Raw genomic sequence first — 15,275 nt, forward strand, 5'->3', positions numbered from 1 at the left:
CGTCAAAAGTCATATTGTATTTATAGAAAGTCGCTATTTTAACAGGTTCAATTGGAAAAAACTAAAAAGTTGCAGAACTAAGATCTATATTTTTATAGACCTTAGTTATAAGAGAAAAAACTATTGTTGACGAAGCGCTGTAATACGATCTTCTAAGCGAGGGTGACTCATAAAGAGTTCTTGTAAGCCACTTTTTAATGAACCATTAATACCAAATGCTTGTAAGCTATCGGGCATTTCAGCAGGAATATTGGCTTCAGCCTGTAAGTGTTGTAATGCTGAAATCATTGCAATAGGGCTTACTAATGAAGCACCTGCATAATCTGCACGGTATTCTCGTTTTCTTGAGAACCACATAACAATCATAGTGGCTAATATACCTAATACTAGTTCAGCGGCAATTGTCGCAACAAAGAAACCTATGCCGCGACCATTTTCATTTTTAAAGACTACTCTATCCACAAAGTAACCGATAATACGGGCAAAAAACATAACAAAGGTATTAACTACCCCTTGAATTAGGGCAAGCGTTACCATATCGCCATTAGCTACGTGGCCAATTTCATGACCAAGTACCGCTTTTACTTCATCAGGCGAGAAACGCTCAAGTAAACCTTGACTGACTGCCACTAAGGCAGCGTTTTTGTTCCAGCCTGTGGCAAAAGCATTAGCTTCATAAGCAGGGAAAATACCCACTTCTGGCATTTTAATACCTGCTTTTTGAGAAAGCTCTTGTACCGTTTGGATTAACCATTGCTCATGGCGTGTTCTAGGTTGTTCAATTACCTGTACATTCATGGCTCGTTTGGCCATAAATTTAGATATAAACAGCGAGATCAATGATCCAGCAAAGCCAACAATAGCACAGAAAATAAGTAAAGCAGTTAAATTAAGGCCATCTTGCCCCATATAACCTGAAAAACCCAATAAACTTAGTACAATACCTGCTACTACGACAATGGCTAAGTTGGTTAATAGATATAGGAAAATACGTGTCATCTAGCTAAAAACTCCTAAGTAAAACTATTTTGTTTTTTATACTTGTGTTGTATAAGGTTTATTAGAGAGAAGTTCAAGCAAAGGTTTATTTCAAACTATGTCTGAAAAATTTTCAAGACTATCAATATTAAATAATTGAAGTGCTTCATAGATTGTCTTTAGTCGAAAAAGAATAGATTTATCCCTATAAAACTACTACTATTATCACCTTTTATTAATTGAATGGATTTTACCATTAGGCCAACTATGCAATCGAGTAATAATAAGCTTGAAATATTTACTTTTTTTGTCATTTTAGTATTTTTTAGCTGTGCTTTCTTAAACATTATGTTGCCATTTTTTGGCGCTATTTTTTGGGCTATTATTTTAACTATTTTGTTTAGCCCTATGCAAAGAAATTTAGAGCATCGTTTAAAGGGCAAAAATAATTTAGCGGCTTTTATTACTGTTTGTATTTGTATCTTAATAGTGGTTATTCCTGTTATTTTTGTTATTAATTCATTATTTCAAGAAAGTTCTGCATTATTAACCCGGATGAAAGAGGGTAAGTTTGATATTGGCCAATATTTACAACATATTATGGATGGTTTACCTGCTCCTTTACAAAGTTTAATGGAGAGAATGGGGTGGAATTTAGATATCGCTGATATCAAAGATAGATTAGCCAATGTGGGAATGAAAGCGTTAAGTTTTGCAGGTAATCAAGCCTATAGTATTGGGCAGGTTACACTACAATTTGCGATTAGCCTCTGTGTAATGCTGTATTTGTTGTTCTTTTTATTACGTGATGGGTCATGGTTAGGACAAAGTATCAAGCGTGCTATCCCTATTTCTGATGACCGTAAATCTGATTTATATGAAAGATTTTCTATTGTTATTAGAGCAACTGTCAAAGGTAATATTATCGTAGCTTGTATACAGGGAGCATTAGGTGGTATTGCTTTTTGGTTTTATGGTATTCAGGGTGCTATATTGTGGGGCACCATTATGGCTGTTCTTTCACTATTACCAGCAGTAGGTGCTAGTTTAGTGTGGGGGCCTGTAGCTATTTATTTCTTGGTAACAGGTATGATTTGGCAAGGTGTTAGTTTAATTGTCTTTGGTGCAGTGGTTATTGGCATGATTGATAATGTATTACGCCCCATTTTAGTAGGTAAAGATACTAAATTACCAGATTGGTTAATTCTGTTGTCAACCTTAGGTGGTATTTCTGTTTTTGGTATTAATGGTTTTGTATTGGGGCCATTAGTGGCGGCGATGTTTATTACTGTATGGGCAATATTAACTGAAAGACGTTTACAGTTAGAGGACACTAGTCAAGCTGAAAGTTTTCATGCTTTAGCTGATGGAAACCAACCAGCTCCTCAACGTAAAAAACGTAGGTACTATAACAACAGGAAACGTAATCAAAACAGCAAAGGAACGGATAACGGAAATGACTAAAGAAGTTGCCTTAGAAACATCATGGAAAAATGTTTTACAAGACGAATTTGAAAAGCCATATATGACCGCTTTGGGAGACTTTTTACGGGCTGAAAAAGCAGCAGGTAAAATAGTTTATCCTAAAGGTTCGCTCATTTTTAATGCATTAAACAGTACACCACTTGATGCTGTAAAAGTAGTGATTTTAGGTCAAGACCCTTACCATGGTCCTAATCAAGCACATGGCCTTAGTTTTTCTGTACAGCCAGGTGTTGTTATTCCACCTTCTTTGGTTAATATATATAAAGAGATCAAACGAGATTTAAATATTGATCCACCTAAACATGGTTGTTTACAATCTTGGGCTGAACAAGGTGTATTACTATTAAATACTTCGCTAACAGTGGAGGCTAATAAAGCAGCTTCGCATTCTAAACAAGGTTGGCAACAGTTTACTGATAGGGTTATTCAAGAAGTAAATCAACACTGTACTAGTGTGGTATTTATGTTGTGGGGCTCGCATGCGCAAAGTAAAAGAAATTTGATTGATCCCACTAAGCATCTTGTTTTATGCTCTGCACATCCTTCGCCTTTATCCGCTCATCGTGGTTTTTTAGGCAATGGGCATTTTAGTAAAGCTAATTATTTCTTAGAACAGCGTGGTATTACACCTATTAACTGGCAATTACCCGCTGTTGTAAATTCTTTGTAATGTAAATTGATTTGGAAATTAAATGACAACATCTGCTTCTATGTTAGATTCAGTCGCTCATATTATTGCAGTGGCTTCTGGTAAAGGTGGCGTTGGTAAGTCAACCACGGCTGCTAATCTTGCACTCGCTTTAAGTCAGCAAGGAGCAAAAGTAGGCATTCTTGATGCAGATATTTATGGCCCTAGCTTAGGTATTCTATTTGGTTTGCCAGAAGGCACTAAGCCAGCGGTAAAAGATGAAAAATATTTTGTACCTATTAAAGCACATGATGTGGCAGTAATGTCTATGGCTTTTTTAGCCTCTGATCAAACACCTATGGCATGGCGTGGTCCTATGGCATCAGGTGCATTATTACAGTTACTTACGCAAACAGCATGGGGTGAGTTAGATTATTTAATTATTGATATGCCACCTGGTACAGGCGATATTCAATTAACGTTAGCACAAAAAGTTCCAGTTACTGCTGCGGTAATTGTGACTACACCACAAGATTTAGCCTTAATTGATGCCAAAAAAGCGATAGGTTTATTTGAAAAAGTAAATATTCCTGTGTTAGGTATCATTGAAAATATGGCTGTGCATATTTGTTCTAATTGTGGCCATGTTGAGCATTTATTTGGCGAGGGTGGTGGTGAGAAACTGGCTAAACAGTACCACGTTCATCTATTAGGTTCATTACCTTTATCATTGTCTATTAGAGAGCAAGCTGATTCAGGTAAACCAACCGTGTTTGCAAATCCTGCTAGTGATGAAGCTAAGCTTTATCAAGCCATTGCTCTGCAAATGGTACAGCAAGTAGCACAGCTAAAAGTGGCCGCTGCTGCTATGCCATTTATAGAAACCACTGATGAATAAGAGAAGTTAGCGGGTTATGCGTTTAAAGTCGATCAAACTAGCAGGTTTTAAATCTTTTGTGGATGCTACGACTGCTTATTTCCCTACAAATATGACGGCAGTAGTAGGGCCAAATGGTTGTGGTAAATCTAATATTATTGATGCTGTGCGTTGGGTAATGGGTGAGGGTTCGGCTAAAAACCTACGTGGCGAATCCATGATAGATGTTATCTTTAATGGTTCTAATACACGTAAACCTGTAACCCAAGCCTCCATTGAACTAATCTTTGATAACAGTGATGGTACTTTACTAGGTGAATACGCTAGTTACGCAGAAATTTCTATTCGTCGTCGGGTTACACGAGATGGTCAAAATCAATACTTTCTAAATGGTACAAAATGTCGTCGTCGCGATATTACCGATATTTTCTTAGGAACAGGGTTAGGGCCGCGTAGTTATTCGATTATTGAGCAGGGCATGATTTCCCGCTTAATTGAAGCTCGGCCTGAGGATTTACGTAATTATATAGAAGAAGCAGCAGGTATTTCTAAATATAAAGAGCGTCGTCGTGAAACAGAAAATCGTATTCATCGTACTCAAGAAAACTTAGCACGTTTATCTGATTTAAGGGAAGAGCTAGGTAGACAGTTAGAACGTTTACATTCGCAGGCTAAATCGGCTGAAAAGTATCAACAATATAAAATAGAAGAAAGACAGTTAAAAGCAGAGTTAACAGCGATACGCTGGCAAACTTTACATAGCCAGACAGAGAATCATCAGCGCATTATTCGAGAACAAGAATTAGCGTTAGAGGCGTTAATCACTGAGCAACAAAATGCAGATACCCATATTGAACAACATCGTGATAAACATCATGATTTATCTGAGCATTTCAATCAGGTGCAAGGGCGTTTTTATGCAATTGGTGGTGAAATTGCGCGTTTTGAACAAAGTATTCAACATAGTCAACAACGATTAAAGCAATTACAAGAAGACAGTATAGAAGCAGAACATAGTTATCAAGAAGCGTTAACAACTATTACAGCAGATGAAGAGCAGTTGGCTATTATTGCTGAAGAAGTTTTATTATTAGAACCAGAAAAAGAATTATTAGCAGCCAAAACAGAAGAAGCGGCTATTCAACTGCATGAAGTTGAAACAGCCATGGCCACTTGGCAAGAGCAATGGCATGAGTTTACTCAAAAAAGCAATGATACAAAACGTCAGGCAGAGGTACAACAATCTCGCACGCAACACTTTGAGCAAAGTTTAGAGCGTATTGCTGAACGCATGCAACGCTTTGTTAGTGAGAGCGAACAGTTAAATGCTGATCCACAAGCAGCCGAAATTTTGCTATTAAATGAGCAGTTGTCTGAGTCTGAACTCGTTATTGAACAAGTTGAAGAAGAAAAAGGACAATTTCAACAAGCTATTCAAAACTTGCGTGGTCAGCGTACAGAGTTAGATCAACGTTATCAGAAGCAACAAAATGATAGTCAACGTTTAGCTGGTCGTATTGCCTCATTAGAAGCATTGCAGCAGGCAGCGTTAAATCCTGATAGTAAAACTGCCCAATGGTTAACTGAGCAGGGTTTAGCAAATAATCAACATTTAGCCGATCGTTTAAAAGTAGTAGAGGGTTGGGAATTAGCGGTTGAAACCATTTTAGGGGCTGATTTACAAGCGATTATTTGTGACTCATTGGACAACGCAAATTTACATAGTTTTACGCAAGGTGAGTTAAGACTTATTCAGCCTATTGCTATGAATACAACTATTACTAATTCTGCTAGCTTGTTGGATAAAGTAATAAGTAAAGATATTGCACCTTCGTGGTTAGCTATGGTTATTCCTGTGGAAACTTTAGATGAGGCATTAGCACAAAGAGCAGGGTTAACGTTAGGACAAAGCCTTATTACAAAAGATGGCTATTGGGTAGGTAGTGACTTTATTCGCATTAAGCGGGGTGAGCAAACCACTACTGGTGTATTAGCCAGAGCGCAAGAACTAGATAAGCTAGTAGAGCAGCAAGCGCAATTAGAAGAGATTATTGAGCAAACCCAGCAAGAGATAGAACAGCTTAATGAGCAACTACAGAATAAAGAACAATCCTTAGCCGACCAACATAAGAAATTGCAACAATTAACCCAACAAATGGGTGAGTTAAAAGCTAAGTTAGTAGCGCGTCGAGCACAGGTAGAGCAAGTAACTCAACGTCGTCAGTATTTAGATAAAGAAATTAGTGAACTAACTATACAGCAACAAGCACAGCATGAAGAGTTAAAGCAAGCTAGGGCTTTATTACAAGAAGCTTTAGATCAAATGGCTGAATATGCTCAGCAAGATATTACCTTGCAGAGTGAGCGTGGTAAGTTACAAACGCAATTAGAACATTGGCGTCGGGAAGAGCGTGTTCAAAAAGATCAATTACACCAGTTATCAATTAAACTAAATGGCTTAGTAACGCAGCAACAAGCAATAGAGCAATCGTTGCAACGATTAAAACAACAAATTGGTCGTTTACAAGAGCGAAAAGAATTATTGCAATCACAATTGGCTGAGGGTAGTGCACCTATAGAAGAGTTACGTTTTAGCCTTGAAGAACAGTTAGAAAAACGTTTACAAGTAGAAGAAGAGTTAAAACAAGCACGTTTGGCTTTAGAAGATGCTGATAGTTCGCTACGTGAAACAGAACAGCGTCGTATAAGGGCAGAGCAACAATCACAAGCTTTAAGGTCGCAGTTAGAACAGCAACGTTTGGATTGGCAAGGGTTAAATGTTCGTAAAAAATCTTTTCAAGAGCAGTTGCAAGAAGATAGTTATGATTTACATACCTTACTACAAAATTTGTCAGAAGAAGCTAATGAAGCAGATTGGGTAAAACGTTTAGAGCAAGTAACTGAACGTATTAATCGTTTAGGAGCGATAAACTTAGCGGCTATTGAAGAGTATCAGCAACAATCTGAACGTAAAAACTATTTAGATGCACAGAATAATGACCTAGTAGAGGCATTGGCTACTTTAGAAAATGTTATCCAAAAAATTGATAAAGAAACGCGACAACGTTTTAAAGAGACATTTGATAAAATTAATGATGGCCTACAAAAACTATTTCCTAAAGTGTTTGGTGGTGGTATGGCATCACTGGAGCTTACTGGAGAAGATTTGTTAAGTACAGGCGTGGCAATTATGGCAAGACCACCAGGTAAAAAGAACAGTACTATTCACTTACTGTCAGGTGGGGAAAAAGCTTTAACAGCATTAGCACTAGTATTTGCCATTTTCCAACTAAACCCAGCTCCTTTCTGTATGCTAGATGAAGTAGACGCACCATTAGATGATACTAACGTTGGTCGTTATGCTAACTTAGTTAAAGAAATGTCCGAAAAAGTACAGTTTATCTATATTACCCATAATAAAATAGCCATGGAACAGGCCGATCAACTGATGGGTGTTACAATGCATGAACCCGGCTGTTCACGTTTAGTTGCAGTTAATATGGAAGAAGCAGTAGCACTAACAGAAGTGTAAGGCAGTGACAAAAATTGTCAATTATTTGCTTTTATTATACTTTGGTATAAGTTTATATTTTATATAACCCATTGTTTATAATTGATAAGTTTTTTTGGCATATTTTTTGAGAGATTGAGTTACCACAATAAATTTAATAAATGCTCTATTGTTCTCATAGCTGTTATTCACATGATGTAATTGCTCTGTAGATAATAGGTTTAAAGAAAAGGACGTATGCTATGATTAAACCTTCTATATTGTCTCAAACTATTTCTGTTTTAAGTATGAGCTTTGTTAGTATCCTTAGTGCTCAAGCGGCCGATTGCACTGTCACTGGTCTTCAAGTCAGTGCATCTACAGATTGCCAAATGACCGATGATAATTTAACAATGGTCAGTGTTAATGGTGCCAAGGTTACCCATACTACAACAGGTGATTTAGTTATTAATAATCCATCCTCAACTAATGGGGACTTTTCTGGTTGGGCTGGCCAAGGTACTTATGGAGTTCGAGTATCTGGTGCAGGAGCAGAATATATTTTAAATTCTGCAACAGATAAGGGTGATATTGAAATTAATACAGGGACTAGCAAGCAGAATCAACGAGGTCGTGGTATTACTGTTGAAAATGGTGGAACTGCGACTATTTATGCTAATAAAATTACAGTAAATACATTGGGTGATTATAAAAATGACTGGAATGCAAATAATGCTATATTTGCAGGTAGTAATGGTACCCTAAATATATTTGCTGATGAGTTGAATCTAACAGCAGTTGAGGCAACAGTTCCTTATGGAACCATAGGTGCTGTTAACGGTACAGTTAATATTAAAGGTAATACTGGTTTATCCATGACTAATATTACTACTGGCGGTGGTGGTTCAAGTGCTGGTATTTTTGTACAATCTGGCGGACATGTTAATTTAGAGTTAATTAATATTGTAAATACATTATCAAATGGTAATTATGGCATGGGTATCTATACTGCAGATGCTGGTGGAGCCTCAGTTACTTTTGTAGGTGGTGACATTACAACTCAAAGCCGTGCAGGTTCAGGGATTCGTTCATTAAATCTGACCAGTGTTGATGCGCTAGGCTATGATAATGGTCATTTCAATATCACTACAACAGGTATGGATGCTAGAGGCATTAGGTCTACTGGACAATCAGTGGTTACAGTTAATTCGGAGCAACATGCTGGTTTTGTGACAACAATTACAACCTCAGGTAGTATTTCTGATGGTTTAAATGCTGGGCGTTTGGGTGCTAAACGAGCAGATGGAACTTATGTGAATCATGCCGGTGAAATAGGTTCTGTATATAGCGGTTCAGAGATTACGGTATATGGCGAAGCGCATATTACAACACAAAATGCTAGCTCTTATGGTCTTCGATTAATAGGTGATGGTGCAACTATTAATTTACTGAGTGTTGCAGGACAAGGAAGAAGTACTGTGCATTCAAAAAGTACTGCAGTACGTTTTGGCTTTGGTAATGGCTACAGTAATAATGCAGATGGTACAACTGATATTAAAGCACAAACCATGACTTTGGAGAGTGTTGATCTTACCCATGATGGTACAGCAGGTTCTTTTGTATTATCCAATACAGGAGCAATATGTAATCTTTCGTCCAGCCTTTGTGATACAAATGGTAATAATACTTGGGCGAGTGGTAATTTAATACAAGTGGGCGACAATAGTGGTGATGTAGGCCGTGCTGTAGATGATGGTCGTAATGCAATGACAGTTGCTGATGCTGTAGTAGACGGTGTGCTAAACTTAAAAGACAGTACGGCAACTGCAGTAACAGGCAGAGACCTGTTAAATGTTACCTTTGGTGGGGGGACTACTTATGTACCTGATAAAGTATCCAGTAGCTTTACTTTAAATGCTGATTCATCAGTATTAAAGGGTAGTGTATCTACTGATACAACGTTAGATAAAGATGGTAAGGCGAGTGTTTCCACATTAAATCTTACTAACAATACAGAATGGTATATTGAGCGTGATTCAAATGTAACTAACTTAACTGCTCAAAATAGTAAAGTATATTTAAATACCTTCAATAATTGGTCTAATACAACACCTAGTAATTTTGGTAATCAGTTAACAGTAAATACCTTAGCGGGTAATGGTCATTTCTTTTTTAATACTGATATTGTTGCTCAACAAACCGATAAGTTAATTGTAACAGATATAAATCAAGCTACTGGTAGTCATCTAATCACTGTTAAAAATGATGCCAGTCAGGCCACAAATGGCACTGAAGTGATTGATATTATTGAAACAGAAGGTGGTTCTGCTAATTTTAGTTTATATCAAGGTAAGTCTGTTGAACTAGGTCAATGGGAGTATGGCTTAAGAAGAACTGTTGATAGCGTAACAGGACAACAAAATGGCAATTGGCAACTTTATGCAACACCAAGAAGAAGTTCAACTGCACAAGCGTTTAATACCTTTGTTAATACTAACTATATGTTAACTTATATTGATATCCAAACACTTTTACAAAGAATGGGTGAGCTACGCGACACAGAAGGTGATGGTGATTTCTGGATGCGTGGTTTTGCAGGTAAGTTAAATACTTTTAATAGTAGTGCCTTTGATGGTTATGATATGCACTATAGAGGAACACAAGCAGGTATCGATAAATTAATTAAAACCACTAATCAAGGCCGTTTATATGTGGGTGGTATGGTTGGTTATATTGATGCTGACCAAGATTTTAGAAAGGGCAGTGGTTCTGCTAAAAACTATCATTTAGGTTTATATACCACCTATATTACAAATGATGACCTCTATTTTGATGGTGTTGTAAAATATGCCAAATTAAAAAATAGTTTTAATGTTAAAGATAGTCAAGGTACTGGTGTAACAGGTACAGGTAATACTAATGCTATCAGTTTATCTGGTGAGATAGGTAAACGTTTTTATGTAAATGAAGGAAAGCAGGGTTTATATATAGAGCCTCAAGCACAATTAGTTTATACCTATAATGGATCAGATAGCACACGTGCCTCTAATGATCTAAAAGTTAAGTTTAATAATTATGACTCATTGATAGGAAGAGGCAGTGCCGTTATTGGTTATCAAATTTCTAATACAGAAAATCCTGTTAATGTTTATTTTAAAACAGGTTATGTAAGAGAATTTAAAGGTAAAGTAGCTTATAAAGTAAATGATACTAAAGAAAACACTAGTTTCAGAGGTGGTTGGTTTGAAAATGCTGTAGGTGTGAGTGCGACTATTAATAAAAACCATAATGTTTATGGTGAAGTGAGTTATAGCAATGGTAATCGATTTGATAAACAACAACTTAATGTTGGATATCGTTACTCATTTTAGTTAAAAATTGTAAAACTTTTGACCAACTTGTTTTAATGGCAAGTTGGTTTTTTTATGTTGGGAAAAAGGTTTTTAGATTTTGTAGCAATAATTAATTATTACTTTTTAGGCTTATATACGGATATACTTTTTTAAAATATTTCTTTGTTTTCAATAACTAATATAAAGATAATACACTTGCTATAAAATTAGGATAGTATTTTATAGCTAGCATTCGACTTATGGATAGGGTTTCTATCTTGAGGTGTAGGATATAACATACAGTATTTAAATGATTAAGGAGTGTTTAATAATGCAGCTAATAGGTTTATTAAGATCACCTTTTGTGAGAAGGGTAGCCATTTCTTTAAAATATTATGGTATTCCTTTTGAACATTATCCTTTATCTGCATTTGGTGATGATTATGCTACGTTAGCATCCATCAATCCTGTTGTGAAATTGCCTACACTGGTTTTAGATAATGGTGATATTCTAATGGATTCCAGTTTGATACTTGAGTATTTTGAATCTCAAGTACCTATGATGCAAAAATTATTACCTTCAAGCCCCAATGAATTAGCTACACATCTCAAAGTTATTGGTCTTGCTTTAATGGGCTGTGAAAAAACAGTTCAGTTGGCTTATGAATTACATAGAAGACCTGAAGAAAAACATTATCAACCTTGGATAGATCGGGTTACTAATCAGATTAAAGGTGCTTTTACTGTATTAGAGCAAGAGGTTGCTAAAAATACATTTAAAGCAATCGATGACTCTATTAATCAAGCAGCTATTTCAACAGCCGTTGCTTGGTCATTTAATCAATTTGCTGTACCTGATTTATTAAAACCAGAAGATTTTCCAACACTGTCACAATTTACCAAAGAATTAGAAACATTACCTATTTTTTTAGATACGCCGATTAATTAACAAAAATTATTATAAAAATGATTTATCTCATTTTTATATATAGATTGAAAGGTTTATAGTGTATTTAAAATTAAGGTGAGGATTCTGTAATGACTACTCCAACCGAAAAAATAGTTAAGACACCTACAGGCGTTGAGATTTGGACAGAGTTTTTTGGTGAGCCAACAAACCCTGCTATCTTGCTAGTTATGGGCGCCATGAATCAAGGACTATTTTGGCCACAACCTTTTTGTGAAGCACTGGCTAATGCTGGCTTTTTAGTCATTCGGTATGATAATCGTGATACTGGTAAGTCTTCTATTATTAATTATGCAATGAGTCCCTATACATTAGATGATATGGCAGAGGATGCGATTGCTATTTTAGAGGCCTATAATTTAGCAAAAGCAACCGTGATAGGTATGTCGATGGGGGGATATATTGCTCAGTTGATGGCCATTAATTACCCTTCATATGTTAATAAATTATTACTGCTATCTAGTTCGCCAGATCATCGACCTTTAATGTATTCATTACAAGGGACTTATATGGGGCAATTTCCCTTATCTCCACCTTCTGATGATTATCTTTTCCATTTAACTCAAGCTTCATTTTATATACCTAAAACACCTGAAGAAGTAGTCAAGTCTACATTAGGTCATTGGCAGTCTACACATGGCGGTTCATTGCCTTTTCCTGAGCAAGAAATGACTATACTTATTAAGGAGTCCATAACTAGAATACAAAATCCAATGGCTACTATGAACCATGGTGCCGCTGTTGGTAATTCGCCAGATCGTTTAAAAACAGTGCAACAGATTACAGCGCCTACTTTAGTGTTGCATGGTGAGTTTGATCCTGTGTTACCTATCGATCATGGTCAATATTTGGCAGATAATATTGCAGGTGCTAAGTTAATTAAATTAGATATGGGGCATTTATTTCCACCTACAATGTCGCAGCAAATGGCAGATCATGTGATTAATTTTATTAAATTATAATTTAGGTTATAGTTTTAATAGCATAGAAATATTTATTAACGATAATATGTACAAGATATAGTTATATGGATGAGCTCGACTAAAAACTGTTGTTTATATCAGTTTTTGTAGTGACAACATTGTTTATTTTATTTATTGATTTACCAATTGAATATGGCCTTTGGATAAAAGCTGTGTTGTGCACAGTTGTTGTGGTAATTATTATTGGTTATAAAATAAAAAAATTAGTAAACCGAAATAAAATATTATATATTCAAAGATAATAAATAATTTGTTACTTATGTTTTCTTGTTATATATTCATTTCATCATAGTCTAACTAGTTGAAATAAAAAGAGTAGAATAAAAGTATCCTTAAAACAAGTTCAGGAGCAAAATAATGAGTATTTTTACAGATAATGCACAATCTATTGGTAATACACCCCTTATTCAATTAAATAAATTGACAGTGAGGGGGGTTACCATTCTTGTGAAAACAGAAGGGCGTAACCCTAGTTATTCTGTAAAATGCCGTGTTGGTGCCAATTTAATTTGGGATGCAGAAAATTCTGGTAAGTTAAAGGAAGGTGTGACCATTGTTGAGCCTACATCAGGTAATACAGGCATTGCCTTAGCTTATGTAGCTGCTGCAAGAGGTTATAAATTAATTTTAACCATGCCTTCTTCTATGAGCTTAGAGCGCCGTCAAATTTTAAAAGCATTAGGTGCTGAGTTGGTGTTGACTGAACCTGCCAAAGGAATGAAAGGTGCTATTGAAAAGGCAAATGAAATAGTCAATAGCGATCCAGATAAATACTTTATGCCTCAGCAGTTTGATAACCCTGCTAACCCAGCAATACACGAAAAAACAACAGGACCAGAGATTTGGAATGATACCAATGGCAATATCGATATTTTTGTGGCAGGCGTTGGTACTGGCGGAACAATTACTGGGGTTTCACGTTATATTAAAAATACCCAGAAAAAGCCTATTCTTTCTGTAGCAGTGGAGCCAGTAACATCACCTGTTATTAGTCAAACTTTACAAGGTGAAGAGGTTAAGCCTGCACCACATAAAATTCAAGGCATTGGTGCAGGGTTTGTACCAAAAAATTTAGATCTTTCATTAATTGATAAAGTAATACAGGTTACTGATGAAGAGTCTAAACAAACAGCTTTACGTTTAATGCAAGAAGAAGGAATTTTATGCGGTATTTCTTCAGGTGCAGCATTAGCAGCAGCATTAAAACTAGCGGAGCAACCTGAAAGTCAAGGTAAAACTATTGTGGTGATATTACCAGATTCAGCAGAGCGTTATTTATCCAGTATGTTATTTGCGGATATGTTTACTGAGCAGGAAACTAACCAATAATAAAAAAGGGCTTAATAGCCCTTTTTTATTGCGTGCTGATACACCAGTTTTTTAAATCGGTAGGATCAGTAAATATACGCCATTTATTAATATCTAAATCTTTAAATGTTTGTTGATAGCGACTATTTTGACTATCCTCATCGGTTACATTGCGTATAGCAATACAACTTATTTGCTCAGGATGACGACGCATCATATCAGCATAAATTTCAGGGTCAGCTTCACCAGAGTCACCAATTAAAATAAATTGACGCTTGGGATAAGCCATTAATAATTTTTCAATACTTTTCTTTTTGTGTTGCAGAGAGTCATCGCCTGTTGCTATAACAGAGTTCCATGTTGTTCCCTCACGTAAATGAAAACTACCTTGTGGGAATTTTGCTTTATCCATAAAGTCTTTAAGCGCAGGGTAAAGTTGTATAGGGCTTGATGATACATAATGGAAAGCGACATTTTGTTCACTATTATTAGCCATTTGCTGATACCAGTCGCGCATAGTATCAATAGCTTTGAACTCTTCAATAAAAGTGTTAATAAGTAACTGTTTTTTATCTAATACATTAGAGTCTTTGATTGTATCATCTATATCAGAAATCACTGATATACCTTCAGGGAAAGCATAAACAGCATAACCATTATCGGCTCCTGCTGGAGTTCCAGATTGATATAACTGATAGGTGATAATGTTATTACTTGTTATAGCAGAACTAGCTTCAAAATAAATTGTTTTATTGGCTCTACCATCTTTGTTGGTCTTAGGGAGACTGTGTACAGATTGATCTGCAAACTGTACTTTAATCGTTTTGCCGCGTTCAGAATCTACTCTAAATAACTGGCTTCTCTCATAGAGCCTAGCATATTGCTCTGGGCTAAGTTGGTCTTTATTGATACCTAAATACTTAGTTAGTGTGGTAGTCATGCCTAAACGACGTTCTTTTTCATAAATCCATGTTTGAACATTTACAGCAATTTTATTTCCAGTTATTTCATAGGCAATATCAGGAATAAACATAACATACTCATCTGATTTTAAGGATGAGGCTAGAGCTATTGGTGTAACAAATCCTAATAAAGAAGAGATAAAAAACTTCCTTAGTTGCATATTAATAATCCTATGGTTTTAGTTAATAGTTTCTCAATAAAAACAAGACAGAATTTTTACAAAAAATTTACATGGTCTTTTATATGATAAATCAAAGGGTTTTA

The 15,275-nt window shown here is 35.9% G+C and carries 9 protein-coding genes and 1 pseudogene; 8 read left to right on the top strand and 2 right to left on the bottom strand.

All coding sequences use genetic code 11. From position 1 onward, the window contains the following. Positions 1–120: 120 nt before the first annotated feature. A complete protein-coding gene (gene htpX / locus MTZ49_RS11685) occupies positions 121–999 on the bottom strand; it encodes a protease HtpX (RefSeq protein ID WP_264745718.1) in 879 nt (292 codons plus the stop codon). A gap of 246 nt (positions 1,000–1,245) precedes the next feature. Between htpX and MTZ49_RS11690 the strand changes: the two genes are divergently transcribed. From MTZ49_RS11690 to cysK, 8 genes and pseudogenes are all read left to right on the top strand, one after another. Then, complete coding sequence (locus tag MTZ49_RS11690; RefSeq protein WP_264745719.1) at positions 1,246–2,442, top strand: AI-2E family transporter; 1,197 nt, start codon at positions 1,246–1,248, stop codon at positions 2,440–2,442. After that, on the top strand, positions 2,435–3,133 hold the full coding sequence (ung, locus tag MTZ49_RS11695; RefSeq protein WP_264745720.1) for a uracil-DNA glycosylase: 699 nt from the start codon (positions 2,435–2,437) through the stop codon (positions 3,131–3,133). The genes MTZ49_RS11690 and ung overlap by 8 nt, the downstream gene beginning before the upstream one ends. 61 nt (positions 3,134–3,194) lie before the next feature. Beyond that, positions 3,195–3,989 (top strand): annotated as a pseudogene (apbC, locus tag MTZ49_RS11700) (iron-sulfur cluster carrier protein ApbC); the annotation flags it as partial. A 16-nt stretch (positions 3,990–4,005) separates the two neighbouring features. Then, positions 4,006–7,500, top strand: coding sequence for a chromosome segregation protein SMC (gene smc, locus MTZ49_RS11705; RefSeq protein WP_264745721.1), 3,495 nt, complete (start codon positions 4,006–4,008; stop codon positions 7,498–7,500). A 221-nt stretch (positions 7,501–7,721) separates the two neighbouring features. Beyond that, positions 7,722–10,829, top strand: coding sequence for an autotransporter outer membrane beta-barrel domain-containing protein (locus MTZ49_RS11710; RefSeq protein ID WP_264745722.1), 3,108 nt, complete (start codon positions 7,722–7,724; stop codon positions 10,827–10,829). 292 nt (positions 10,830–11,121) lie between these two features. Further along, positions 11,122–11,739 carry a glutathione S-transferase N-terminal domain-containing protein gene (locus tag MTZ49_RS11715; RefSeq protein ID WP_264745723.1) on the top strand — a complete coding sequence of 206 codons (618 nt, stop codon included), beginning with the start codon at positions 11,122–11,124 and terminating at the stop codon, positions 11,737–11,739. Positions 11,740–11,828: 89 nt separating this feature from the next. Beyond that, complete coding sequence (locus tag MTZ49_RS11720) at positions 11,829–12,719, top strand: alpha/beta fold hydrolase (RefSeq protein ID WP_264745724.1); 891 nt, start codon at positions 11,829–11,831, stop codon at positions 12,717–12,719. 375 nt (positions 12,720–13,094) lie between these two features. Further along, positions 13,095–14,069, top strand: coding sequence for a cysteine synthase A (cysK, locus tag MTZ49_RS11725; RefSeq protein WP_264747879.1), 975 nt, complete (start codon positions 13,095–13,097; stop codon positions 14,067–14,069). 25 nt (positions 14,070–14,094) lie between these two features. On the opposite strand, the gene MTZ49_RS11730 is transcribed toward cysK, so the two are convergent. After that, the gene (locus MTZ49_RS11730; protein WP_264745725.1) at positions 14,095–15,171 is read right to left on the bottom strand and encodes a phosphatidate phosphatase App1 family protein; all 1,077 of its coding nucleotides are present in this window, start codon (positions 15,169–15,171) and stop codon (positions 14,095–14,097) included. Between the last annotated feature and the right edge of the window lie 104 nt (positions 15,172–15,275).

Origin of the sequence: Entomomonas sp. E2T0, assembly GCF_025985425.1 — a bacterium.
Taxonomy (GTDB): Bacteria; Pseudomonadota; Gammaproteobacteria; order Pseudomonadales; family Pseudomonadaceae; genus Entomomonas.